The sequence below is a fragment of the Streptomyces fumanus genome, from assembly GCF_014655295.1.
Lineage (GTDB): Bacteria > Actinomycetota > Actinomycetes > Streptomycetales > Streptomycetaceae > Streptomyces > Streptomyces fumanus.
Genome location: NZ_BNBI01000001.1, coordinates 870,586 through 895,926 on the forward strand (window position 1 = coordinate 870,586; position 25,341 = coordinate 895,926).

20 protein-coding genes and 1 pseudogene are annotated in these 25,341 nt (G+C 72.5%); 3 read left to right on the forward strand and 18 right to left on the reverse strand.

The window, feature by feature from the left end:
* Positions 1-270 precede the first annotated feature (270 nt).
* From IE316_RS03880 to IE316_RS03905, 6 genes are all read right to left on the reverse strand, one after another.
* Positions 271-1,899 carry a beta-N-acetylhexosaminidase gene (locus IE316_RS03880; protein WP_190202649.1) on the reverse strand — a complete coding sequence of 543 codons (1,629 nt, stop codon included), beginning with the start codon at positions 1,897-1,899 and terminating at the stop codon, positions 271-273.
* Position 1,900: 1 nt separating this feature from the next.
* Complete coding sequence (locus IE316_RS03885; RefSeq protein WP_190202650.1) at positions 1,901-2,725, reverse strand: carbohydrate ABC transporter permease; 825 nt, start codon at positions 2,723-2,725, stop codon at positions 1,901-1,903.
* On the reverse strand, positions 2,722-3,612 hold the full coding sequence (locus IE316_RS03890) for a carbohydrate ABC transporter permease (RefSeq protein WP_190202651.1): 891 nt from the start codon (positions 3,610-3,612) through the stop codon (positions 2,722-2,724). Before IE316_RS03890 ends, IE316_RS03885 begins: the two co-directional genes overlap by 4 nt.
* Entirely contained in the window at positions 3,609-4,907 is a 1,299-nt protein-coding gene (locus IE316_RS03895; RefSeq protein WP_190202652.1) for an extracellular solute-binding protein, read from the reverse strand. The genes IE316_RS03890 and IE316_RS03895 overlap by 4 nt, the downstream gene beginning before the upstream one ends.
* Positions 4,908-5,089: 182 nt before the next feature.
* Entirely contained in the window at positions 5,090-5,374 is a 285-nt protein-coding gene (locus IE316_RS03900) for a DUF3039 domain-containing protein (RefSeq protein ID WP_190202653.1), read from the reverse strand.
* Between the two features lie 30 nt (positions 5,375-5,404).
* Positions 5,405-5,977: a YqgE/AlgH family protein gene (locus IE316_RS03905; RefSeq protein ID WP_190202654.1), complete on the reverse strand. Its 573-nt coding sequence runs from the start codon at positions 5,975-5,977 to the stop codon at positions 5,405-5,407.
* 253 nt (positions 5,978-6,230) lie between these two features.
* Here IE316_RS03905 and murA point away from each other — a divergent pair, with 253 nt between their 5' ends.
* On the forward strand, positions 6,231-7,577 hold the full coding sequence (gene murA, locus IE316_RS03910; RefSeq protein ID WP_190202655.1) for a UDP-N-acetylglucosamine 1-carboxyvinyltransferase: 1,347 nt from the start codon (positions 6,231-6,233) through the stop codon (positions 7,575-7,577).
* 175 nt (positions 7,578-7,752) lie between these two features.
* Here the strand turns inward: murA and IE316_RS03915 are convergent, their stop codons facing one another.
* The 8 genes from IE316_RS03915 to IE316_RS03950 all read right to left on the reverse strand — a co-directional run bounded on the left by IE316_RS03915 (position 7,753) and on the right by IE316_RS03950 (position 17,656).
* Positions 7,753-8,034: an HU family DNA-binding protein gene (locus tag IE316_RS03915; RefSeq protein ID WP_003990598.1), complete on the reverse strand. Its 282-nt coding sequence runs from the start codon at positions 8,032-8,034 to the stop codon at positions 7,753-7,755.
* 352 nt (positions 8,035-8,386) lie between these two features.
* On the reverse strand, positions 8,387-9,805 hold the full coding sequence (locus IE316_RS03920) for an NAD-dependent malic enzyme (protein ID WP_190202656.1): 1,419 nt from the start codon (positions 9,803-9,805) through the stop codon (positions 8,387-8,389).
* Positions 9,806-10,209: 404 nt separating this feature from the next.
* Entirely contained in the window at positions 10,210-12,534 is a 2,325-nt protein-coding gene (locus IE316_RS03925) for a HelD family protein (RefSeq protein ID WP_190202657.1), read from the reverse strand.
* Positions 12,535-12,593: 59 nt separating this feature from the next.
* On the reverse strand, positions 12,594-13,364 hold the full coding sequence (locus IE316_RS03930; protein ID WP_190202658.1) for a zf-HC2 domain-containing protein: 771 nt from the start codon (positions 13,362-13,364) through the stop codon (positions 12,594-12,596).
* A gap of 62 nt (positions 13,365-13,426) precedes the next feature.
* Positions 13,427-14,011, reverse strand: a complete 585-nt coding sequence (locus tag IE316_RS03935) for a sigma-70 family RNA polymerase sigma factor (RefSeq protein WP_190202659.1) — start codon at positions 14,009-14,011, stop codon at positions 13,427-13,429.
* Between the two features lie 328 nt (positions 14,012-14,339).
* Positions 14,340-14,933, reverse strand: coding sequence for a CGNR zinc finger domain-containing protein (locus tag IE316_RS03940; RefSeq protein ID WP_190202660.1), 594 nt, complete (start codon positions 14,931-14,933; stop codon positions 14,340-14,342).
* An 87-nt stretch (positions 14,934-15,020) separates the two neighbouring features.
* Positions 15,021-16,172, reverse strand: coding sequence for a uroporphyrinogen-III synthase (locus tag IE316_RS03945; protein ID WP_190202661.1), 1,152 nt, complete (start codon positions 16,170-16,172; stop codon positions 15,021-15,023).
* 98 nt (positions 16,173-16,270) lie between these two features.
* Entirely contained in the window at positions 16,271-17,656 is a 1,386-nt protein-coding gene (locus IE316_RS03950) for a nitrate/nitrite transporter (protein WP_190202662.1), read from the reverse strand.
* Positions 17,657-17,812: 156 nt separating this feature from the next.
* Here IE316_RS03950 and IE316_RS03955 point away from each other — a divergent pair.
* Together IE316_RS03955 and IE316_RS03960 are read left to right on the forward strand one after the other, a co-directional pair.
* A pseudogene (locus tag IE316_RS03955) lies at positions 17,813-18,979 on the forward strand (tetratricopeptide repeat protein); the annotation flags it as partial.
* A gap of 39 nt (positions 18,980-19,018) precedes the next feature.
* Positions 19,019-19,420 (forward strand): hypothetical protein, encoded by a 402-nt coding sequence (locus IE316_RS03960; protein ID WP_190202664.1) that lies wholly within the window; start codon positions 19,019-19,021, stop codon positions 19,418-19,420.
* Positions 19,421-19,463: 43 nt separating this feature from the next.
* On the opposite strand, the gene IE316_RS03965 is transcribed toward IE316_RS03960, so the two are convergent.
* From IE316_RS03965 to IE316_RS03980, 4 genes are all read right to left on the reverse strand, one after another.
* A complete protein-coding gene (locus IE316_RS03965) occupies positions 19,464-20,756 on the reverse strand; it encodes an acyltransferase family protein (RefSeq protein ID WP_190202665.1) in 1,293 nt (430 codons plus the stop codon).
* On the reverse strand, positions 20,753-22,963 hold the full coding sequence (locus tag IE316_RS03970; RefSeq protein ID WP_190202666.1) for a bifunctional polysaccharide deacetylase/glycosyltransferase family 2 protein: 2,211 nt from the start codon (positions 22,961-22,963) through the stop codon (positions 20,753-20,755). Before IE316_RS03970 ends, IE316_RS03965 begins: the two co-directional genes overlap by 4 nt.
* Positions 22,963-24,102: a hypothetical protein gene (locus tag IE316_RS03975; protein ID WP_229910171.1), complete on the reverse strand. Its 1,140-nt coding sequence runs from the start codon at positions 24,100-24,102 to the stop codon at positions 22,963-22,965. The genes IE316_RS03970 and IE316_RS03975 overlap by 1 nt, the downstream gene beginning before the upstream one ends.
* A gap of 224 nt (positions 24,103-24,326) precedes the next feature.
* Positions 24,327-25,292 carry a LysR family transcriptional regulator gene (locus IE316_RS03980; RefSeq protein WP_190202667.1) on the reverse strand — a complete coding sequence of 322 codons (966 nt, stop codon included), beginning with the start codon at positions 25,290-25,292 and terminating at the stop codon, positions 24,327-24,329.
* Between the last annotated feature and the right edge of the window lie 49 nt (positions 25,293-25,341).

The window sequence follows — 25,341 nt, forward strand, 5'->3', positions numbered from 1 at the left end:
TCCCGCTGTCCCACCTGGTCCCGCCTGTGTTGCCGTACGGTACGTGCTGACAGGGCGGACGTGGCAACTCTGGCACATCATCGCAGCGCCCGGACGCGGGGGTCCGCTAGGAGGCATTCGCCCACCTCACCGGGGAGATGGTCCGTTTTCGCACGGCATCACCGCTGTGCGCGAATTGCCACTCTCCGGTGAAGGTGGGCGTCTTTTCCCGTACTTGTTAGCGGTACGTGTTCGAGACTCGCCGGCGGTACGGGTCCGAGCCGGGCGGCGTCAGCGCCGCGGCGGCGTGCCGTCGAGGGGCCGGCCGGGCACTCCGGGCCGGCGCTGCCAGGGCCGGGGCCCGGTGGGCGGCCGGTAGGCGACGCCGAGCGCGTCGAGCCTGCGGTAGTGCTCGCCCATCCGGCGGGCGAAGTCCGCGAAGTCCCGTTCCGCCGGGGCGGGCAGGGTGCTCCAGGCGACCTCGGCGAAGGCGGCGAGCCGGGGGAACGCCTGGTAGTCCACGCGCGCCGGGTTCTCCATCACCTCGGTCCAGAGGTTGGCCTGGGTGCCCAGGACGCGCCGGGTCTCCTCGGCCGTCAGCTCCGGCGGCACCGGCTCGAAGCGGTAGACGTCCTCCAGGGTGCGCACGTAGCCGATCGGCACGGGTTCGTCGGGGCCGCCGTCCTGCCGGTGGTCGAGGTACACGTGCTGCTCGGGGCACATGACGACGTCGTGTCCGGCACGGGCGGCGGCGATGCCGCCCTGGTAGCCGCGCCAGGAGGAGACCGCCGCGCGGGGGGCGAGGCCGCCCTCCAGGATCTCGTCCCAGCCGATGAGCCGGCGTCCGCGGTCGGCGAGCCAGGCGTCGAAGTGCCCGATGAACCACGCCTGGAGTTCGTCCTCGCCGGCGAGCCCCAGGTCTTCCATGCGGGCCTTGGCGGTGGCCGAGCGCCGCCACTGTTCCTTGGGGCATTCGTCGCCGCCGACGTGAATGAACTCGGAGGGGAAGAGTTCGAGGAGTTCTTCGAACACGCCCTCGTAGAAGCGCAGGGTGTGCTCGGTGGGGGCGAGGACGTTCGGGGAGATCCCCCAGGTGTCCCAGACGCCGAGCGCGGCGGTGTCGACCACGTCGGTGTTGCCGAGTTCGGGATAGGCGGCGATGGCGGCCTGGGAGTGGCCGGGGACGTCGATTTCGGGGACGACGGTGATGTGCCGGGCGGCGGCGTAGGCGACGATCTCGCGGATGTCGTCCTGGGTGTAGAAACCGCCGTGCGGCTTCTCCTCCCAGTGCGGGGAGGCGCGGTGGCCGAATTTCGTCCGGGGCCGCCAGGAGCCGGTCTCGGTGAGCTTCGGGTAGCGCTTGATCTCGACGCGCCAGCCCTGGTCGTCGGTCAGGTGGAAGTGGAAGACGTTGAGTTTGTGCGCGGCCATCAGATCGAGGTAGCGCAGTACGCCGTCCTTGGGCATGAAGTGCCGGGCGACGTCCAGCATCAGCCCGCGCCAGCGGAACCGGGGCGCGTCCTCGACGGTCCCGGCGGGCACCGTCCAGGTCCGGCCGGGGTCGAGGGGCGCGCGGCGGAAGGCGTCGGGGCCGAGGAGCTGGCGCAGACTCTGGGCGGCCCAGAACACGCCGGCCGGGCCGCCGCCGGTGAGGGTGACGCCCTGCCCGCCGGCCTCCAGGCGGTACGCCTCGGGCGGCAGCGAGCCGTCGAGCCGCAGCCGTACGGCCCCGTCGGCGTCCTCGGGGCCGGGGTGCAGCGGCAGGCCCAGGGCGGGGCCCAGGACGGTGCGCAGCCAGCGTTCGGCGGTGCCGGTGCCGGGCGCGGCCCACAGGGTGGTGGCGGCCGTCAGCGCGGCGTCCGGGCCCGCGGTCCGGGTGGCGGTGCGGGCCGCCGGGACGAGGTGGGTGGGTTCACTCATGTCAGTCCTTCACCGCTCCGCCGAGGCCGGAGACGAGTCGTCGTTGCACGAGGACGAAGAAGACGAGCACCGGAACGGTCATCACCGTGGACGCGGCCATCACGCCTCCCCAGTCGGGGTCGTCGGGTTTGTAGAAGACCAGCAGGGCCATCGGCAGGGTGGACCGGGAGGTGTCGCTGATGATGAACGACTTGGCGAACAGGAAGTCGTTCCAGGTGGAGATGAACGAGAACACGCTGGTGGCGACCAGGCCCGGCAGGACCAGCGGGAAAAGGATCTGCCAGAGGAATCGGGCGCGGCTCGCCCCGTCGAGGTAGGCGGCCTCCTCCAGCGCCTCCGGCACGGCTTTCACGAATCCGCGCAGCATCCAGATCGCGAAGGGCAGCGAGAACGCGATGTGCGGCAGGATCAGCGATCCCAGGGTGTTCAACTGGCCGAGGTCGCGCATGAGGAAGAACAGCGGGATGGTGAGCGCTTCCACGGGCACCATCTGGGCCACCAGGAACATGATCAGCAGGGTGGTCCGGAAACGGAACCGGAAACGCGTCACGGCGGTCGCGGCGAGAAACGCGATGAGCGCCGAGGCGATCACCACGGTGCCCGCGACGACCAGGCTGTTGAGAAAGTACCGGCCGAATTCCTGCTGTCCGAAGACCCGCCGGAACGCGTCGAAGGAGGGTGCCAGCGTCCACGGCCGGGGGGCGTCCGACTCGATCTCGCCGGCCGGTTTGAAGGCGCTGAGCACCATCCAGTACAGGGGGAACGCGACCACCGCCGCGACCAGCAGCGCGGACGCCTCGGCGGCGAACCTCCACGGGCGCCTCACAGTTCCTCCCCCTGGCGGCGCAGCAGCCGCAGATAGCCGAGGGTGACGGCGAGCAGGATCAGCAGCATCACCACGCCGATCGCCGAGCCGAGGCTGTACTGCGAGGACGCGAACGCCTTCTGGTACGCGTAGACGTTGAGGACCAGGTTCTGGCCGGCGATGCCGCCACCGCCCGTCATCACGTAGATCTGGGTGAAGACCTTGAAGTCCCAGATCACCGACTGGATGGTGACGACGACCAGGATCGGGCGGAGCATCGGCGCCAGCACCGAGCGCCAGGTCCGCCACTGCGAGGCGCCGTCCAGGGCGGCGGCCTCCAGCACCTCGGCGGGGACGGCGCGGATGCCGGCGTAGACGGTGACCATGACGAACGGGAAGGAGCACCACACCACTTCGAGCAGGACCAGCGCGAACGCGCTGTACCGGCCGTACGTCCAGGAGTGGTCGCCGAGCCCGAGGACGCGGTTGACGGGCCCGAAGTCCGGGTCGAACAGCAGCAGCCACACCGTCGATCCGGTGACCGCGGGGGTCGCCCAGGCGCCGAGGGCGGCCAGCATCAGCGCCAGCCGGGGCACCGCGCGGACCCGGGTGAGCAGCACGGCGAGCGCGCAGCCGACGGCCAGGGTGCTCACCACGCAGGCGGCGGCGAAGACCACGGTGGCGACGAGCACCCGCCAGAACTCCGTGTCCCCGAACAGCTCGGCGTAGTTGCCCAGGCCCTGGAAGGAGGTCGGCTGCCCGCCGCTGACCTGGGCCTGGGTGTACTCCAGGACGGAGATCAGCCCGAGCTGGTAGACGGGGTAGACGAGCAGTCCGGCGAGGACCACCAGGGCGGGCGCGAGGTAGATCCAGGGGGTGCCGGTGCGCGCCCGGGCGGTCGCGGTCATCCGGCGGACCCGAAGGCGTCGTCCATCTTGCGCGCCGCGTCCGCCGCGGCGGCGGCCACGTCCTTCTTGCCGCTGACGATCTCCTGGTACATCGTCGGCAGCACCAGGGAGGAGTCGATCTGGGCCCAGGCCGGGGAGGCGGGCACGAACCGGGTCCCGGCCTCGAGCGTGTCGACGAACGGCTTGACGAACGGCTCGGACTCGGCCGCCCGCGCGCGCACGTCCGTGAAGGTCGGCAGGAAGCCCATCGCCTCGAACAGCTCGCCCTGCGCCTTCTTCGACGCCAGCCTCTTCATCAGGTCGACGGCGAGGGACCGGTGCGCGGTGGACTTCAGGACGCCGATGTTGTTGCCGCCCGCGAAGGCCGGGGCGATCGAGCCCGGCTGCACGCCGGGCAGCGGCACGACCGCGTACTTGCCCTTGACCTTGCCCGCCTCCACGGCCTGGTGGCTGAAGTCGCCGCCGATGGCCATGGCCGCCTTCCCGGCGGCGAACGCGGTGACCGTGTCGTTGCCGCCCATGCCGGCGCACTTGGCGGTGGGGCAGTTGTCGTCGCCGAAGAGGGCGGTGTACGCCTCGATGCCCTTGCGGGCGGCGGCGCTGCCGACGGCGGCGGTGTACGTCCCGTCCTCGCCGGTGGCGAGTTCGCCGCCGTGCGCCCAGAGGAAGGGCAGCGCGCCGTAGGTGTAGGCGCCGCCCACCGCGAGGCCGTACAGGCCGGGCTCGGCGGCGCGCAGCTCGCGGGCGGTGGCGGCCAGTTCGGCCAGGGAGCGCGGGACGTCCAGGCCGTGCTCGTCGAAGAGGTCGGTGCGGTAGTACAGGGCCCGGACGCCCACGAAGTACGGCGCGCCGTAGACCTTGCCGCCGACGGTGACCGAGCGGCGGGCGGTGGGGTCGGTGTCCTTCGCCTCGTCCCAGGCGTCGAACTCGGCGGTGACGTCGGCGAGTCCGCCGTCCTCGACGTAGCCGGCGGTGTCGGTGTTGCCGTACTCGATGACGTCGGGGGCGGAGGAGGGGTCGTTGAAGGCGGCCTTGATGCGCTGGGCGCGGGTCTCGACGGGGATGTACTCGATGTCGACCTCGGTGCCCTCGTGGGCCCGTTCGAAGCCGGCGAGGACGGCGTCGACGGCGCGTTCCTTGGGCTTGTTGTTGACCTCCTGGAACAGCCAGACGCGCAGGGTGCCGGTCTTCTCGTCCTTGCCGGAGGAGGAGTTGCCGGAGGTCTGCGGGGCGCAGGCGGCGGCGCCGAGGGTGACGGCGGCCAGGAACACGGCCAGTCGGGGGGCGAGCTTCATGGAGAGTTCCTCCGGACGTGCGTTGCAACATATGCAATGACGGTTTCGCTCTGCACAACACACCGGAGGCTATGGAGCGGATGAACAACTCCACAAGAGGTCTCCACCACTTCGTGACCCCAGGACGCACAAAGGCCCCCGGAGCGTGCGCGCACACGCTCCGGGGGCCCGTCGGACCTCCGCTACTTCTTGTCGCCGCCCTTGCCCTCGTCGCCGCCGGCGCCCATGGACTCGTAGATCTCCTTGCACATGGGGCACACGGGGTACTTCTTCGGATCGCGGCCCGGTACCCAGACCTTGCCGCACAGCGCCACGACGGGGGTGCCGTCGAGGGCGCTCGCCATGATCTTGTCCTTCTGGACGTAGTGGGCGAAGCGCTCGTGGTCACCGTCGCCGTGGGACACCTGTGGCGTCGGCTCTACGAGGGTCCCCGTACCAGTCCCGCGCTCGGGCTCGAGAGTGCTCATGCAAGCCAGGGTACTGAAAGCACCCGCGCTTCAGTTGAGCGAAGGGTCGTCCGGGTACGTCGCCACCATCGCCAGCTCGTTGCGCTGGCGGCGCAGCACCTCGCGCCACAGGCGCTCCGGGGACGGCGAGGAGACGTCGCCGGGCTCGGACTCCACGACGTACCAGGCGCCCTCGACCAGTTCGTCCTCCAGTTGCCCCGGGCCCCAGCCGGCGTACCCGGCGAAGATCCGCAGCGAGCCGACCGCGGAGGCCAGCAGCTCCGGCGGGGCCTCCAGGTCGACCAGGCCGATCGCGCCGTGCACCCGGCGCCAGCCCAGCGGCGCGCTCGGGCCGTCCGTCTCGCCGGGGACGACCGCGACGCCGAGGGCCGAGTCCAGCGAGACCGGGCCGCCCTGGAAGACCACGCCGGGCTCGCCGGCCAGCGCGGCCCAGCCCTCCAGGATGTCGCCGACGTCGACCGGGGTGGGGCGGTTGAGGACGACGCCGAGGGAGCCCTCCTCGTCGTGGTCGAGGAGGAGCACCACCGCGCGGTCGAAATTGGGGTCCGCCAGAGCGGGTGTGGCCACGAGCAGCCGCCCTGTGAGCGAGGACACCTCGGTCATGCCTGACATGATCCCGCATCTTGCCCCCGCGTGGGGAGGCAATCGGGGGCACGGGAGTGAACGCAGCTCAGGCGGGCACCGGTACACCCCGGCGTCCCACCGGTTCCGGTGACCCGCCGTGCCCGTCGCGGAACGGTCCGTGTTGTGACAGAGCCATGACGGTGCGGGCGGTCCGCGGGCATGCGGAAGGGGTGCCGAGGACGATTACCCTTTCCCTTCTGGCCCCTGCCCCACTCCACGGAACGCGAGATTCATGACCGTCAACGGCGCTGATGACGTACTGCTTGTCCACGGCGGAACCCCGCTGGAGGGCGAGATCCGTGTCCGCGGTGCGAAGAACCTCGTACCGAAGGCCATGGTCGCCGCGCTGCTCGGCAGTGCGCCGAGCCGACTGCGCAATGTGCCGGACATCCGCGACGTACGGGTCGTACGCGGGCTGCTGCAACTGCACGGGGTGACCGTCCGTCCCGGCGAGGAGCCGGGCGAGCTGGTCCTGGACCCGACCCGGGTGGAGAGCGCGAACGTCGCCGACATCGATGCCCACGCCGGTTCCTCGCGCATCCCGATCCTGTTCTGCGGGCCGCTGCTGCACCGCCTGGGCCACGCCTTCATCCCGGGGCTGGGCGGCTGCGACATCGGCGGCCGGCCCATCGACTTCCACTTCGACGTGCTGCGGCAGTTCGGCGCGACCATCGAGAAGCGGGCGGACGGCCAGTACCTGGAGGCCCCGCAGCGGCTGCGCGGCACCAAGATCCGGCTGCCCTACCCGTCGGTCGGCGCCACCGAGCAGGTGCTGCTGACGGCGGTGCTCGCCGAGGGCGTGACGGAGTTGTCCAACGCGGCCGTCGAGCCCGAGATCGAGGACCTCATCTGCGTGCTGCAGAAGATGGGCGCGATCATCGCCATGGACACCGACCGGACCATCCGGATCACCGGTGTGGACACCCTCGGCGGCTACAACCACCAGGCCCTGCCGGACCGCCTGGAGGCCGCCTCCTGGGCGTCGGCGGCGCTGGCGACCGAGGGGAACATCTACGTCCGCGGCGCCCAGCAGCGCTCGATGATGACGTTCCTGAACACCTACCGCAAGGTGGGCGGCGCCTTCGACATCGACGACCAGGGCATCCGCTTCTGGCACCCGGGCGGCCGGCTGAAGTCCATCGCGCTGGAGACGGACGTGCACCCCGGCTTCCAGACCGACTGGCAGCAGCCGCTGGTGGTGGCGCTGACGCAGGCCACGGGCCTGTCCATCATCCACGAGACGGTCTACGAGTCCCGGCTGGGCTTCACCTCCGCGCTCAACCAGATGGGCGCCCACATCCAGCTCTACCGCGAGTGCCTGGGCGGCTCCGACTGCCGCTTCGGCCAGCGCAACTTCCTGCACTCGGCGGTCGTCTCCGGCCCGACCAAGCTGGAGGGCGCCGACCTGGTCATCCCCGACCTGCGCGGCGGCTTCTCGTACCTGATCGCCGCCCTCGCGGCCCAGGGCACCTCCCGGGTGCACGGCATCGACCTGATCAACCGGGGCTACGAGAACTTCATGGAGAAGCTCGTGGAGCTGGGCGCGAAGGTCGAGCTGCCGGGCAAGGCGCTCGGCTAGAAGGCTTCCGATACGCCGATGGGGCGGTCACCCGGACCCGGGTGACCGCCCCATCGGCGTTGGTGAAGCGCCCCCGAAAGGGGCGCGGGGCTGTGCTGAATGTGCGGCTACCGCCGCGTGGGCGCGACCAGCCACGCCGCGCCCACAGCAGCCCCTGCGCTCACCTGCTGAACGCTTACTTGCCCTTGGCGGCTTCCTTGAGCTTGGAGCCCGCGGAGACCTTCACGCTGTAGCCGGCCGGGATCTGGATCGGCTCGCCGGTCTGCGGGTTGCGGGCGGTGCGAGCGGCACGGTGGGTGCGCTCGAAGGTCAGGAAGCCGGGGATGGTGACCTTCTCGTCGCCCTTGGAGACGATGTCGCCGACGACGTCGGCGAACGCGGCCAGCACGGCGTCGGCGTCCTTGCGGGTCACCTCGGCGCGGTCGGCCAGCGCGGCCACCAGCTCACTGCGGTTCATGTTGTTACTCCCGTGTTCTTCTTGCCGTTGAGGCGTGCCACGCGGCGGAGCCGCATGATGGGCACAGCGAAGCCGATGCTGCCAGGGTCCTCGGACAGTCCCCGGACCCGGGTCCGTCGCCGGACCCACGCGCCCAGGGAGGCATCCTGCCTCCACCTGCGGCGGTAAAGCCAATCCGGCACCCGCAGGAGTCGTGAGAACACCCTTGGGAGTCACACGACGAGGCGGGTGGGCCCGGCCGCCACCCTAGAATGCCGCCACCGCCAGCGGGTTCCCCGACGCGCCGGGCGGGAATCCGTGGTGATCCTCACAGCCCGGCGCTCCCGGACGGCCCCGGGGGGCCGGTCCCGGATCAGGAGGCGGTGACCCCGGCGGCCTTGGCGGCCTCCCGCACCGCGCCGGCCACGGCCCCGGCGACCTTGTCGTTGAAGACGCTCGGCACGATGTAGTTCGGGTTCAGCTCGTCCTCGGTCACCACGTCCGCCAGGGCCTGCGCGGCGGCGAGCATCATCCCGGTGTCGACCGTGCGGGACTGGGCGTCCAGCAGGCCGCGGAAGACGCCCGGGAAGACCAGGACGTTGTTGATCTGGTTGGGGAAGTCGGAGCGGCCGGTGGCCACCACCGCGGCGGTCTGGCGGGCGATCGCCGGGTCCACCTCGGGGTCGGGGTTCGCGAGCGCGAACACGATCGCCCCGTCGGCCATGGCGGCCACGTCCTCGCCGTCCAGCACGTTGGGCGCGGAGACGCCGATGAAGACGTCGGCGCCGCGCACGGCCTCCTTGAGGGTGCCGGTGAGGTTCTCGGGGTTGGTGTTGTCGGCGATCCAGCGCAGCGCGGAGCCGGGGGCGGCGTCCACCAGGTCGGCGCGGCCGGAGTGGACGACGCCGTGGATGTCGGCGACGACGGCGTTCTTCACGCCCGCGGCCAGGAGCAGCTTGAGGATGGCCGTACCGGCGGCGCCGGCGCCGGACATGACGACCCGTACGTTCTCGATCGGCTTGTCCACCACGCGCAGGGCGTTGGTGAGGGCGGCCAGCACGACGATGGCGGTGCCGTGCTGGTCGTCGTGGAAGACGGGGATGTCCAGGGCCTCGCGCAGCCGGGCCTCGATCTCGAAGCAGCGCGGCGCGGAGATGTCCTCCAGGTTGATGCCGGCGAAGCCCGGGGCGATGGCCTTGACGATCTCCACGATTGCGTCGGTGTCCTGGGTGTCCAGGCAGATCGGCCAGGCGTCGATCCCGGCGAACCGCTTGAACAGGGCCGCCTTGCCCTCCATCACCGGCAGCGCGGCCTTCGGGCCGATGTTGCCCAGGCCCAGCACCGCCGAGCCGTCGGTGACCACCGCGACGGAGTTGCGCTTGATGGTCAGGCGGCGGGCGTCCTCGGGGTTCTCGGCGATCGCCATGCACACCCGGGCCACACCGGGGGTGTAGACCATGGAGAGGTCGTCGCGGTTGCGGATGGGGTGCTTCGACGCCATCTCGATCTTGCCGCCGAGGTGCATGAGGAAGGTGCGGTCGGAGACCTTGCCCAGCGTGACGCCCTCGATGCCCTTGAGCTGCTGCACGATCTGGTCGGCGTGGGCGGTGGAGGTGGCGGCGATGGTGACGTCGATGCGGAGCTTCTCGTGGCCGGAGGCCGTGACGTCGAGGCCGGTGACCGAGCCTCCGGAGGACTCCACGGCCGTGGTGAGCTGCGAGACGGCCGTCCCGCTCGCGGGCACCTCCAGCCGGATGGTCATCGAGTAGGAGACGCTGGGCGCCGTTGCCATGGCCGACTTCCTCTGCTTTCACCGTGTCGCTTGTTTTGTGCCGTCCGATCGTCGCACCTACCCCTGGGTACGTGGTAGCCGCCCCGGATTGCGAACGTTGTGTTCGCACGCCGTACAGACGCAGGACCGACGATTTCGGAAAACTACTTCCACCATACGAGAAGTAGCGCGGAGGGGGAAGGGCTTCCCGGACTCACCGGAAATAACCCCCGGGACGGGAATTGTCTTGCGGGGATCGTTTGTTACCGTGGACGTGGCACCGGCCCGATCCAAGCCCCCGGGCCCAACCTTCGTCGCTACGAGCGACCACTTGCCGCGAGGCGAGCATGGCGGGTCGGTGCCACCTGAGACATGGCTGAGGCCCGCGCCGTTCCGGACGGCGCGGGCCTCATGCGTGCGGTGCCTCAGTCGCGCAGCAGGTCCGGCACCCCGTCCGCGTCCGGCTCGTCCCGGTCCCCGGAGACGACCGTGAGCTGCTGGGTGGCCCGGGTCAGGGCGACGTAGAGCACCCGCAGGCCGGCCGGGGACTCGTCGGCGATCTCGGCGGGCGAGACGACCACCGTCGCGTCGTACTCCAGGCCCTTGGCCTCCAGGCTGCCGAGCGCCACCACGCGGTCGCCGAGCCCGGCCAGCCAGCGCCGGGCCTCCTCGCGCCGGTTCATGGCGACGACCACGCCCACCGTGCCGTCCACGCGCTCCAGCAGTTGCTGCGCCTCCGCGCGCACGGTGTCGGCCGGCGAGCCGTCCCCGACCACCGCGAAGCGCGGCTCCACGCCCGTGGAGCGCACCGCCGACGGCGACTCGGAGCCCGGCATGGCCAGCGCCAGCACCTTGGCCGCCAGGTCGGCGATCTCGGCGGGGTTGCGGTAGTTGACGGTGAGCCGGAAGCGGCGGCGCGGCCGGGAGCCGAGGGCCTCGTCGCGGGCCGCCGCCGCCTCGTCCGGGTCGGACCAGGAGGACTGGGCCGGGTCACCGACGATCGTCCAGGTGGCGTGCCGGCCCCGGCGGCCGACCATCCGCCACTGCATCGGCGTGAGGTCCTGCGCCTCGTCGACGATGACATGGGCGTACTCGGTGCGCTCCTGGGCCAGGCGCTCGGCCCGCTCGCGGCGGCTCTCCTCGCGCTGCGGCATCAGCTCCTCCAGGCCGGTGAGCTGGTCCAGCGGGTCGATCTCGCGCTTGCGGCGGGGGCGGGCCGGGGCGCCGAGGATCGCCTGGAGTTCGTCGAGCAGGGCCACGTCGTGCACGGAGAGGCCCTCGCGCCGCAGCGAACGGGCCACCTTGCGCACCTCCCCCGGGTTCAGCACCCGGCGCGCCCAGCGGCCCAGCCTCTTCTCGTCGGCCATGGCGGCGAGCACCGCCCGCGGCGTCAGCTCGGGCCACCAGGCGTCCAGGAAGGCGGTGAAGGCGTCCTCCGAGGAGACGTCCTCGTCGAAGGAGGAGCGCAGCTCGGCGGCGAGCTCCGGGTCGGTGTGCCGGCCGGCCGCGCCGGATCTCGCCCACAGGGCGTCCAGCAGCAGCTTGCGGGCGCGCGGGCGCAGCAGGTTGACCGGGGCGGTGCCGCCCAGGGCGGTGCGCCGGATCTCCGCCAGCTCCTCGGCCTCCAGTTCGAGGCGGCGGCCGAAGGCGACCACCCGCAGCCGGGCCGGCGAATCGTTCCCCTCCAGGGCACCGCGGGCGGCCTTGCGCAGCACCTTCAGCATCCGCGCGGAGCCCTTGGCGCGGGCGGCGGCCGGGCTGTCGTACAGCGTGGCCTCCACACCGTCGACCAGGGCGCCCATCGCGCGGATCGCGACCTGGCCCTCCTCGCCCAGCGAGGGCAGCACGCCCTCGGTGTACGCCACCAGCAGCGGGGTCGGCGAGACGATCAGGATGCCGCCCGCGTACCGGCGCCGGTCCTGGTAGAGCAGGTACGCCGCCCGGTGCAGGGCGACGGCGGTCTTGCCGGTGCCGGGGCCGCCCTCGACGTACGTCACGGAGGCGGCGGGGGCGCGGATGACCAGGTCCTGCTCGGCCTGGATGGAGGCGACGATGTCCCGCATGGAGTGCGTACGGGCCTGGCCGAGGGCCGCCATCAGGGCGCCGTCGCCGATGACGGGGAGTTCCTCGCCGTCCAGGTAGGCGGTGATCTCCGGGCGCATCAGGTCGTCCTCGACGCCGAGCACCCGGCGGCCCTTGGAGCGGATGACGCGCCGGCGCACCACCCGGCCCGGGTCGACCGGCGTGGAGCGGTAGAACGGCGCGGCGGCCGGCGCCCGCCAGTCGATGACCAGCGGGGCGTACTCCGCGTCCAGGACGCCGATCCGGCCGATGTGCAGGGTCTCGGCGATGTCGGCGGTGCGGTCCGGGCGGACCGCGCCCTCGGCGGGCTCCACGGCGGTGTACGCGCCGTCGGGGCCCTTCTTGCCGTCCTTGCCGGGCAGCAGGTCGATCCGGCCGAAGAGGAAGTCCTCGAACTCGTTGTTCAGCCGGTTGAGGTGGACGCCCGCCCGGAACACCTGGGCGTCGCGCTCGGCCAGCGCGCCGGGCGTGCCGACCTGGCCGCGGCGGGCCGCGTCGTGCATGAGGAACTCCGCCTCGTGGATCTTCTCCTCCAGGCGGCGGTACACCCGGTCCAGGTGCGCCTGTTCCCCGCTGATCTCTCGGTCCCGTACGGAGTCCTGTACGGAGTCCGGTACGGCGTCCTGAACCGAGCCGACCGCTGAATCCTGTTGAGCCTGTGCGGCCACCGGGCCCCCTTCTGACGTGCTGGGCAGCCGTCAACCGTACGCGAAGGGGGCCGGTGAAGCTACGCGTCGACCTGCACCAGCCGCTCGCCGTCGAAGGTCATGACCTCGAAGTGGTCGATCTGGTTGGGCGTGAGGGCGGCGCCGCCGTGCACGTAGAGCGGCTCCCTGGCCTTGCCGGTGGCGGCGTCCGGGATGCCGTAGCCCCGGGCGGGCACGGACCAGGAGCTGACCGTCTCGCGCTCGCCGTTCTTGCCGACGGCGACCAGGGAGCACTTCTCCGGGCCCTTGACGTTCTTCAGCTCCAGCACCGCGTCCGTGCCCCACGCCTTCCCCTCCAGCGCCACCGTCGCGCTGACCCGGGTGCCGGGGTCGGTGGCGCTGACCCGGTCGGGCATCTCGGCGAACGCGGCCTGGGCGGGGCCGGCCGCCCCCGCCCCGGTGGACCGGCCGCCGCCGTCCTCGCCGCCGCTGGTGGTGGCCACGGCGGCGAACGGGCCGCCGACGATCAGCGCGGCGGCGGTGCCGACCAGGTACAGGTTGCGGCGCTTCTTGCGGGCGCGGCGCGCGGCGACCTCGTCGGCCAGCTTCGCCGCCAGTTCCGGGCCCGGCCGGGCGGCCGGTGCCTCGCCGGCCGCCGGGCGTCCGGCGCCGGGCACCTGGGCGAGGGCGGCCAGCATCGGCTCCATCCCGGCCAGTTCGTCCAGTTGCCGGGCGCACCACTCGCAGGTGGCCAGGTGCGCCTCGAACGCGGTCGCCTCCGCGTCGTCGAGGATGCCGAGGGCGTAGGCGCCGACGGCCTCGTGCTCGTTCGGCACCTCGGAACCGCGCATGGGGCCAGCCATACCCGCGCCGTCCGCGCCGCATCCCTGGAATCCCCCGTGACCACCGCGCGTCACGCCGTCACCCCCCGCTCCTCCAGTGCCAGCTTCATCGACCGCAGGGCGTAGAAGACCCGGGAGCGGACCGTGCCGCTCGGTATGCCGAGGGTCTCGGCCGCCTCGTTGACGGTACGCCCCTTGAAGTACGTCTCGACGAGAACCTCCCGGTGCGCCGGGGTCAGGTCGTCGAGCGCGTCCGACAGCGTCATCAGCCACAGCGCCTTGTCGATCTCGTCCTCCGCGGGGATGACCTCCAGCGGCGACGGGTCGACCTCCTGCGGCCGGGCCTGCCGGCTGCGATGGTTGTCGATGACGATGCGCCGGGCGACCGTCACCAGCCAGGGGCGTACCGAACCGGTCGCCCGATTGAGCGAACCGGCGTTCTTCCAGGCACGGATGAGCGTCTCCTGCACGACGTCCTCGGCGCGCTGCCGGTCCCCCGCGACCAGCCGCAGCACGTACGCCAGCAGCGGGCCGGCGTGCTCCCGGTACAGCGCGCGCATCAGCTCCTCGTCGGGCTCCGAGGACCGGGCGGACAGGCGGTGCCGGGCCCTCGTGCCGCGGTCTTTGGCCACCACGGGATCCTTGCGCACGCCCACCTCCGGTGTCCGGGGGTTCCCCCGAGTCGGTCGCTCGCCCATCCGGTACGGAGCCGGGGGGCGGGGTGTTCAACGGGGCGGGGGCGGTTTTGGCGAGCGGTGCGGGCCCAGGTCGTGTCCGCAAAGTCCCTTCGTCCGCCCGGAGGGCGGGTCCCGCGGCGTCTGGTGCGTGCTCTGGGGGTCCCCCCGGCCGAAGGCTGGGGGAGTGCCGGACGCAGTCCCTCGTACTGGGCGTACTCGGGGCTGTGTCCGGTGCGGCGAGTGGGGGTGCCCCCTCCGGGGGAGCGTGCCAGGCGTCGCGGGGCAGGAGGGACTTTGCGGACACGACCTAGGGGCGGGTGAGGGCCGCGCGGCGGCGGTGGCGGGCGACGCGTTCGCGGTTGCCGCAGATCTCGCTGGAGCACCAGCGGCGGCGGCGCCCCCGGGAGGTGTCCAGGTAGACGATGGGGCAGTTGTCGCCCTCGCACTGGCGCAGGGCCGCGCGGGCGACGGGGTCGGTGAGCAGCTCCACCGCGTCCCGGGCGACCGCGCCGAGCAGCGCGGCGCACTCCGGGGGGCCGGTCAGCTCCCGTACCAGCGACCCGTCCGCGCCGGGTACGGCACGGGGGGCCGGGGGCGCGGTGCGGGCGGTGTCGTTGACCCGGGCCAGCGCCAGGGCGTACGCGCGCGTGCCGGGAGCGAGGCGGTCGCGGACCAGCCGCGCGGTCTGGGCGCGCAGCTCGCGGAAGGCGGCCGGCCAGCCGGCGTCGGCGTGGGCCAGGGAGGTGCCGGGCGGGACCAGGCCGGCGCCGGTGATCCAGGCGCGCAGCACCTCCACCGAGTCGAGCTGTTCGGTGGGGTGGGTGGTGGCGAGCAGGTCCAGGCAGAGTCGTCCGGTGTCGAAGCGCAGCTCGTGGGGGACCGTGACCGTACCCGGTGCCATGTGGCCGTCACCGCCTTGGGTTCCGCGAACGGGGCGTTCGCTTTCCACAGTGCCCGGACGGCTCGGTGGCCGGAACCCCCGGGGGCGTCAGCCGTCCGCGTACTTGGTGTCCGCCGCGGCGTCCAGGGCCAGGCGGTAGCCGCGCTTGACGACCGTCTGGATCAGCTTGGGCGCGCCGAGGGCGGTGCGCAGACGGGCCATCGCCGTCTCCACCGCGTGTTCGTCGCGGCCGGCGCCGGGCAGGGCGCGCAGCAGGTCGGCGCGGGGCACGACCCAGCCGGGGCGCCGGGCCAGGGCGCGCAGCAGGGACATCCCGGCGGGCGGTACGGGCCTGAGGTCGCCGTCGACCAGGACCGCGTGGCCGCGGATCTCCATCCGGTGCCCGGCGACCGGGAGCACCCGGGCCCGGGACGGCAGTTCCTGGCAGAGCAACTGGACCAGCGGGCCGAGCCGGAACCGCTCGGGCTGGACCGTGTCGACGCCGCGGGCCTGCAGCGGCAGCGCGGTGACCGGGCCGACGCAGGCCGGGAGCACGTCGTGGCCGAGGGCGGCGAGCAGCTCGGCGAGCAGGCCGCGCTCCTCGGCGCGGGAGAGCAGCGAGGCGGCGGCGGGCGCGCTGGTGAAGGTGAGGGCGTCCAGGCCCCGGGTGACGGTGGCGTCCAGCAGCCGGTCGACGGGGCCGATGTCCTCCGGCGGCATCCACCGGTACACCGGCACCCCGACCACCTCCGCGCCCCCGGCCCGCAGCGCCTCCACGAAGCCGGGCAGCGGCTCGCCGTGCAGTTGGACGGCGACCCGGCGGCCCTCGACGCCCTCCTCCAGCAGCTTGTCCAGCACCTCGGCCATGGACTCGGACGACGGCGACCACTCCTCGGTCAGCCCGGCGGCCCGGACCGCGCCCTTGACCTTGGGGCCGCGGGCCAGCAGCTCCACCGTCCGCAACCTGCCGAGCAGGGCCTCGCCCAGGCCCCAGCCCTCGGCGGCCTCGATCCAGCCGCGGAAGCCGATGGCGGTGGTGGCGATCACCACGTCGGGTGCCTGGTCGATCAACTGCTTGGTCGCCGCGAGGAGTTCGCCGTCGTCGGCGAGCGGCACGATCCGCAGCGCGGGGGCGTGCAGCACGGCGGCGCCCCGCCTGGTCAGGAGCGCCCCCAGTTCGTCGGCCCGGCGGGCGGCGGTGACGCCCACGGTGAAGCCGGCCAGGGGGCCGTGGTCGGGTCGCTGCTGTTCGTCGTCCATCGCCCTCGTCCCGCTCGGATCTTTCCACCCGTCGTGCCGACCGAGCCTGTCAATGGCGCATGACAGGCCCGGATCGGATGTATGTCACCAGTGTTACGTCACACCTCGGCGTAGCTGAGCTGCGAGGTCCGCTCGGTGGGGGCGGCCGGGCCGGAGTCGGTGGCGGCCGGACGGCGAAGGTATACCGCCCAGGTGACGGCGAAGCAGGCGGCGTAGAAGGCGAGGAAGGCGACGAAGGCGCCGGTGCCGGAGCCGTAGGAGAGGAAGGACTGGCGGAAGGCGAGGTTGATGCCGACGCCGCCGAGCGCGCCGACCGCGCCGATCAGGCCCATGGAGGCGCCGGACAGCCGCCGCCCGTAGCGGGCCGCCGCCTCGCCGGTGAGGCCCTCGGCGCGGGCCTTGGCCTGGAAGATGCCGGGGATCATCTTGAACGTCGAGCCGTTGCCGAGCCCGCTGAGCACGAACAGCACGACGAAGGCGACGACGAACAGACCGAGCGACTTCTGCATGCTGGCGAGGACGAGTACGGCGGTGGCGGCGCCCATCGCGACGTAGTTCCACAGCGTGATCCGCGCGCCGCCGTACTTGTCGGCGAGCCGGCCGCCGACCGGGCGGATCAGGGAGCCGAGCAGCGGGCCGATGAAGGTGACGTAGGCGGCCTGCAGCGGGGTGCGTCCGAAGCCGTTCTGCAGGACCTGCCCGAAGGCGAAGGAGTACCCGATGAACGACCCGAACGTCCCCACGTACAGGAAGGCCATGATCCAGGTGTGCCGGTCGCGGGCGGCGTCCTTGGCGGCGCCGGTGTCGTTCTTCACCGACGCGATGTTGTCCATGCGGAGCGCGGACAGGACGGCGGCGAGGACGATCAGCGGAATGTAGATGCCCAGCAGCACCCGCGGCCCCCCGCCGGCGCCGATGATGGCGAGCGCGGCGAGCTGGATGACGGGGACGCCGATGTTGCCGCCGCCCGCGTTCATGCCGAGGGCCCAGCCCTTCTTCCTCAGCGGGAAGAAGGCGTTGATGTTGGTCATGGAGGAGGCGAAGTTGCCGCCGCCGATGCCGGCCAGCAGCCCGACCAGGAGGAACGTGGAGAAGGAGGTCCCCGGCTCCATCACCGCGAACGCGGCGACCGTCGGCACCAGCAGCAGGCTGGCGGAGATGATCGTCCAGTTCCGCCCGCCGAAGACGGCGACGGCGAAGGTGTAGGGGACCCGGACGACGGCGCCGACCAGCGTCACCATGGACGTCAGCAGGAACTTGTCGGCGGGGGTGAGCCCGTACTCCGGCCCCATGAAGAGCACCAGCACCGACCAGAGCGTCCAGACCGAGAACCCGATGTGCTCGGACAGCACGGAGAAGAACAGATTCCGGCGGGCGATCCGCTCACCGGTCTCCCGCCAGAACGTCTCGTCCTCGGGGTCCCAGTGCTCGATCCAGCGGCCGCCCCTGCTCGGGGATGCGGGGGCCTTGCTCGCGGCTGTCATGACGCCTCCACGGTGCTCCGGACTAGGAGTTCCGAAGGTAGGCAGACCGCGTTTCGGCGCTGTGGCAGCGGGTGACCGGAAAGGAACGTTGCACTCACCCCCGCGCGAGCGAGGATGAGAGGTCAGGGCACCTCCGCGCCTCACTCCCCCAGGCGGACTCACGGAACGGTGGGACTTCACGTACCGCCACCGAAACAGGACGAGCCACAGGTTCTGCCGTCACGGGAGCGGCGGTTGGTGTGCCGGCGATCATGTCCAGGACCTACCGTGGGAGGGGTGATCGACCTGGGGAGGCTGGACATGGACCCGTCCCGTCGGGGCGTCCTGGGTGCCGGCCTGTTCTCGGTGGCCGTCACCATTCCCGGCTGGCCCGATGTGGTCGGACGTGCCGCCGCCATTCGGTCCGGCCGCGCGACCCGCATCGGCATGAACGACGTGGACATGGTCGTCGCCATGACCGAGCGTGTCTCGGAACTGGACGACGAGTTCGGCGGCCGTCACGCACGCCCCATGGCGGCCTCGTTCATGGTCAACACCGTGGCCTCCTACCTGCGCGCCGACGCACCCGAGAACGTACGCAAGGCGATGCTGTCCGCCGCCTCCGACCTGCTCTACTTGACCGGCTACATGGCCGTGGACGAAGGTCTGCACGGTCTCGCCCAGCGCTACTACGTCAAGGCCCTGGAACTGGCGGGCGCTGCCGGAGACCACCTGACGTACTGCACCACCCTGCGGGGCATGAGCGTCCAGGCGGTCGACCTCCGCCACGGGGCGAAGGCCATGGAGCTGGCCGATGCCGCCGCCGCGGCTTCCCCGAAAGCCGGCCCTCGGATGCTGGCCTTTCTCACCGGCCAGCAGGCGCACGCTGCCGCGCAGACCGGCGACCGTACGGGTGCGCTTCGCTACCTCCGGCAGGCCGAGGCGGCCATGGACCGTGCCGAGTCACGCGGCAAGGCGTTCGGCTCGTACGACACCTCGTCGCTCAACTACCACGTCAGCCAAGTGCGCTACGAACTCGGTGACAAGGCCGGAGCCGTCGAAGCCATGCGACAAGCGGACCGGCTCCGCCCCAGCGCGTACCAGCGCACACGCGTACACCGCCGCGGACTGCTGGCGGAACGGCAGTTAGAACTCGGCCACCTGGAAGCAGCCTGCGCCACCTGGCACCAGGCCCTCGACGACTACCCCAAAGTGCAGTCCGGCCGAGCCGACGACCGCGTGAAGACGATGTTCGGTCTCCTGCGCCCGCATCTGAAGAACGCCACGGCACGCGACCTGTACGACCGAGCACGGACGATCGCACCACCGTCACTGGTCACCTGATCCCTGGCTCGGCGACACGTCCGACGTGGTGTCGTCGTCATGCAGGGGTGGCAGGAACAGGCCGCGTCGGATTTTCTCCAGGACGTCTCCGGTGACGGCGTCGCCGACCTCGTCTACCGGAGCGACGCCACCGGCCGGCTGCTGCTGCGCAAGGGCATCGCCGCCACCGGCGGCGGGGTGGTCCTGGCCTCCCTCGGCACCGAGGCCGCCTCGGCGGGCGGCGTCGACACCACGTACGGGGCTTCGGGGTGGGGCAGTGACAGCATCCCGTGGCTCATCGGCACCCCGGACGCCAACGGTGACGGCGTCCCGGACATCTGGGCCGTCCGGTCGGACGGATCGGTGCGGTTCCACTCCGGCGGCAAGACCGCCCTGTCCGGGTCCGGGGCGCAGGTGATCGGTCCTACGAGTCACTGGAAGACCCGTATCGCCATCGGCTGACGGAGGCGGGGCCCGTCCCGGGCGGGGCGGGCCCCGTGGCGCGTCAGGTCCGGTGTCGGCGGGTACCGGTGCTGCCCCGGGCCGCGGCCGGGCTGTCCGGCCACAGTCGGGGCCTGCGCTTCGCGGCCAGGTCCTCCGCCCATCCGAAGGCGACGATGCAGAGCGCGACGAGGGACCAGGCGAGGGCGAGGACGGGCCAGGGGCTGTCCAGGAGCCATGCCTCGTGATCGGCGAGGGTGTCGATGTTCCACAGGTCGTCCCACACGGTGGCGGCGACGAGGATGCAGACGTTGTGCCACAGGTAGATCGTCACGGCCCGGGAGTTGAGCAGGGTGATGAGCCGGTCCCAGCGCCGCAGCCGTCGCGGCCACTGCGTCCACGAGGGGCTGATGTGCAGCAGCAGCGCGACCGTGGCCAGGGACCACAGGGACTGCGCGAACGGGATGTCGTCGAGGTCGTGGCCCTCCTTGAAGCCGTGGGTGAGGGCGTACCACAGGCCGAAGGCGGCGACGAACGGGGCCAGGGACGGCACGACGTAGCGCGGCAGACGGGCCAGGATGCCCTGCTGGTGGGCCATGCCGAGGATCCAGCAGGCGCCGAAGGTGCTGAAGTCGGTGACGGCCGAGTCGATCCGGCCGTACGGGATGTGCAGCCACCCGAACTCCAGGGCGGCGGCCAGCGCGACGGGCGACAGGATGGTCGCCCAGGGCAGCGACCGCAGGGCCTTCAGGAGGAACGGCGACAGCAGGACGTACCAGAGGTAGGCGCGGATGTACCAGAGCGGCCCGGCGAGTTCGGTGGCCCAGTCCTCGCCGACGATGCCGTGCAGGCCGGGCAGTCCCTCGGCGTAGGGCGGGTCGCTCAGCGGCACCACCCAGTACAGCAGGTGCAGCCACCACCAGGCCGGGTGGCCCTCCGCGTCCGGTCCCCAGCCCTGGACCAGCATGCCGGTGACGCCGACGGCGCCGAGCAGCCACAGCGGCGGGAGCAGCCGCCGCATCCGGCCGCGCACGACCCGCACGGCCGGGCGCTGGAGCGAGCGCGCCATGAGGTTGCCCGCGAGGGCGAACATCACGCCCATGGACGGGAACACGACCGGCAGCCAGGCCCAGCCCATCAGGTGGTAGAAGACCACGCGGAACAGGGCGACCGCGCGCAGCAGGTCGAAGTAGCGGTCGCGTACGGGGGCCGGCCGGGGCGGTTCCGCGGGCGGCGCCTGCGGCGCGGGTCCGGTCGCGTCGGGCAGGGCGGGGGGTGCGGTCACTTCGTGGTCTTCCGGGAGGGCGGGGGACGGCGTCGGGGAGAGCGTCGCCGGGTCGTACGGGGGCGTCGTCATCGGGCCGGTCCTCCGTGCAGGGCGGGCGCGGGCCGCGCGGACGGGCCGGACGGACCGGACGGACCGGGCGGGGCGGAGACCCCGCCGTGCCGGCGCAGCTTCTGCCAGCGCAGCCGGCCGCCGGTGAGCGCCGTGATCCAGGACTGGAGCAGGACGACGTACATGAGCTGGCGGTAGAGGATCTGCTGGAGCGGCAGCGAGATCAGGTGGGAGGTGTGCTCCCGGTCGAGGCGGAAGGCGTAGGCCGCGCAGACCGCCTGGAGGGCGAGGACGCCGAACCAGGCCGTGATCGTCTTGCCGGCCGGGCCGAAGACGATGCCGTACAGCAGGAAGATGTCGATCAGCGGCGCCAGCAGGGGGGCCACGACCATGAAGAGGGAGACGAAGGGCAGCCCGACGCGGCCGAAGCGGCCGGAGGGGCCCCGCTCGACGAGGGCGCGGCGGTGCTTCCAGATGGCCTGCATGGTGCCGTAGGACCAGCGGTAGCGCTGGGACCAGAGCTGCTGGACGGACTCGGGGGCCTCGGTCCAGGCGCGGGCGTTCTCCGCGTAGACCACCTTCCAGCCGTCGCGGTGCAGTGCCATCGTGACGTCGGTGTCCTCGGCGAGGGTGTCGTCGCTCATCCCGCCGACGCGCTCCAGGGCGGAGCGGCGGAACGCGCCGACCGCGCCGGGGATGGTCGGCATGCAGCCCAGCACGTCGTACATGCGCCGGTCGAGGTTGAAGCCCATCACGTACTCGATGTGCTGCCAGGCCCCGATGAGGGTGTCCTTGTTGCCGACCTTGGCGTTGCCCGCGACCGCGCCGACCCGCGGGTCGCCGAAGGGCTGGACGAGCTCGCGGACGGTGGACGGTTCGAAGACGGTGTCGCCGTCCATCATCACGACGATGTCGTACCGGGCGTTGGCCAGGCCCCGGTTGAGCGCGGCGGGCTTGCCCGCGTTGAGCTGCCGGATGACGCGGACGCCGGGCAGGCCCATCGCCTCGACGATGCGGGCGGTGCCGTCGGTGGAGCCGTCGTCGATGACCAGGATCTCGATGGGATGGTCACTGGTCATCAGCGAACGCACCGTGTTCTCGATGCACTTGGCCTCGTTGTACGCCGGCACCAGCACCGACACCGGTTCGGTGACCGGCGGCCCCCAGGCGAAGCCCGTGCGGCGCACCCTGCGGGCGTGCACGGCGGAGAGCAGCAGCATCAGCCCGAACCGGCCGATCACCAGGAAGCCGATCACCGCCAGCCCGACCACCAGCACGTCGGTGACCTTCTCGGACGCCTGGACCAGGAAGGTCCACGCCTTGCCGGTCCACAGGTCGGTGCCGGTCACCGGGGTGTGCGCGCTGGGCAGGTCCAGCGCCTCGGTGAGGTTGTCGAACGCGTAGCCCTGCTTCTGCAGGTCGGGCAGGAACCGGTCCAGTGCCTGCACGGTCTGGTGCCGGTCGCCGCCGGAGTCGTGCATCAGGACGATGGCGCCCTTGCCGCCCTGCGGGGTGGCGCGGCGGATGATCTCGTCGACGCCGGGCTTCTTCCAGTCCTCGCTGTCGGTGTTGTTGACGACCGTGAGGTAGCCGCGCGAGCCGATGTACCGGGTCACCGGCCAGGACGCGTCGTCCATCGCGTCCGCGAAGGAGGAGTACGGCGGCCGGAACAGGGAGGTGCGGATGCCGGCCGCGCCGGTGAGGGCGAGCTGGTTCTGTGCCAGCTCCCGGTCGATGCGGGAGGTCGACTGGTAGGACAGGTCGGGGTGGTTGAAGGTGTGCAGGCCGACCTCGTGGCCCTCGTCGACCATGCGCCGGACCAGGTCCGGGTAGCGGGAGGCCATGGTGCCGGTGACGAAGAAGACGGCGTGCGCGTCGTGCTCCTTCAGCACGTCCAGGACGCGCGGGGTCCAGGTCGGGTCGGGGCCGTCGTCGAAGGTGAGCACCAAGTGGTGGTCGGGGACGCTCATGGTCTCGGTCCGCCCGGCGCGGGTGTCGATGACCGGGCCGCCGTCCAGGATCTTCTGGGGCACCGTGCCGGTGGGGGCGGGCGGGCGGATGCGGTGGTCGGCGAGGATCTCGCTGTGCACGTACCCGCGCAGCATGAGCATCGCCACCAGGGCGACGAGGACGGACACCGGCAGCAGCAGGCGCAGGGGAAGACGGCGCCGCCGGGAGCCGCCACGGGCTCCTGATCCGGCTCCGTGACGGCGGGTGCGGTTGGCCATCAGAGGGTGTGCTCCACGGACTGTACGGGTGGGGTGGCGGGGACGCCGTCCCAGGCGACGGGGGCCGGTCCGGCCGGGCGCTGGAGGAGGTCGCCGGTCTCGTCGTCCTCGCCGGGGCCGGCGGTGCCGGTCGGGTCGGCGGTGGGGTCGCCGGCGGCGGGCGGGGTGGCGGGGCCGGTGGTGCCGGTGCCGGATTCCCCGGCCGTCGCGGTCGGGTCGGGCTCGGCGGCGGCGCCGCCCGGCCGGGTGCTGGTCCGGGTGGCGGTCGGCTCGGGGTCGGCGGTGGTGTCCGGTCGTACGGCGGCCGGGGCGGTGCCGGCCGCGGGGGTGTCCTCGGCGGGCGGCGGGGTCGGGCCGGCGGCGGTGCCCGGGCCGGTCGCGGGGTCGGCGGTGCCGGTGCCGGAGGGCGCCGCGGACTCGGTGGGCGCCGGGGAGGTCTCGACCTGGCCGGCCGGCTTGCCCTCCCGCTCGGCCGGCACGGGCATCCAGGGCGCGGTGGAGCTGCCGGACAGGAGGGTGACGACCATGACGACGGCGTACACGGCACAGGTGAGGCCGACGGCTATGCCGATACGGCGGTACAGGCGGCCGCGCCGGCCGGACTCGTCGACGAAGACGGGGCGGTCGGAGACCGCGGGTACGCGCCCGGCGCCGCCCGGGACCCGCTGGAGCCCGCCGTCGCCCAACTGCACGGCGTCCAACTGGACGGTCACCTCGTGCGGGTCATGCGCGTGCGCGTCATGCGCGTGCGGGTCCTCGCCGGGCGCTGCCCAGGGGTCGCGTACGAGGGGGGTGCGGGGGCCGGGGACGGCGGGGAGCACGTCGGTGGCGGGGTCGACGGCGGCGGGGAGCACGTCGGTGACGGCGGCGGGGGGTACGTCCGTGGCGTCGGGGCGGGCCGGGGGGCGGAAGGGGTCGGTGGCGCCGGAGGCGACGGGGGCGCCGCGCCGGAAGGCGTCCGTGGCGTCGCGGTCGGCGTGGGCGCCGCGGCGGAAGCGGAGTATCTCGGTCCGTATGGTCTCCGGACCGTCGGCCCGCGGGGACGGACCGGACGGACCAGATGAATCGGAGGGACCGGATATGTGCGGCGCACCGGACTCATCGGCCGTTTCGGATATCGCCTCGAACTCCGGGAGCACGCGCGTCTCGGACGCGCTTTCGGACCACTCCGGTTGGGCGTCTTTCTGCCAATCGCTCACGCGCACGCACTTCCCCCAGGGGACGGTTCCGGGTTGCGCTTCCGACACCGAGCACCCGTCGTCGAACCGGCCTCCCACCAGGTTCGAGCGCCCCCTTACCACACAGTGCTCAGGCGATGAATGTAGCGCACCGGGAGACCATGTGACGCCACAGTGCCCATTGTTCAGGGCGACATCACACCTTCGTCACTGTCCGGAATCCACCCCCCAAAGGTTCGGCGGAGCCACCCTTCCTCCGCGGCGAGCAGGGCGGCGGCCGACCGCAGCGCGTCGAGCGCCGGGTGGACCAGCCCCTTCCGCCAGACCAGGGAGACCGGCGAGAGCGGCACCGGGTCGGTCAGCGGACGCACCACCGTCGAGGGCAGGGCCGGGAAGTCGACCACGGCGAGCACCGGGTGCCCGGTCTTCGCCATCAGGCGTTCGAACTCCGCCTCCCCCACGGCGAGGGGCGCGGGCGGCGCCACGCGTATGCCGCGCCCCGCGAACAGCCGGTGGGCGAGGTCGGTCCACTCCGGGGTGCGCGGATTGCCGGCCCCGGCGTACACCGTCTCCCCCGCCAGCGCGGCGAGCGGCACCGCGGGCAGCGGCGCCAGCGGGTGGTCCTCGGGCAGCAGCACCGCCATCGGTTCGTACCGGACGGGCTGGTGGTCGAGGCCCGCCCGCAGCGCCGGGGCCAGCCCCGCGAACCGTCCGAAGGAGGCGTCGAGACGGCCCGCGAGCAGTTCGGACGCGGCCCAGGTCAGGCCGCTCTCGTAACGGGCCATCAGCTCCAGGTCGGGGGCGAGCGCGCGGGCCCGGTGCAGGACCCGGCGGCCGGTGGCCAGTCCCGGTGAGTTGAGGTCGACCAGCAGGGGGCGGGCGTGGCCGAACGCGGCGAGCAGGTCGTCCTGCGCCTGGAGCGCGCGGCGCGCGTACGGCAGCAGTTTCTCGCCGTCGGCGGTGAGCGTGACCTGCCGGGTGGTCCGCAGGAACAGCTCGGCGCCCAGCGCCCGTTCGAGCCGGCGCACGTCCCGGCTGAGCGCCTGCTGGGCGACGTACAGGCGGCTGGCCGCGCGGGTGAAGTGCAGTTCCTCGGCGACGGTGACGAAGGCGCGCAGGAGGCGGGGGTCGAGGTGGCTCGGGGCGGGCATCCGGCGAACTTACAACAGGGGTGCGTGAATCGGTACGGAGAAGGTGTTG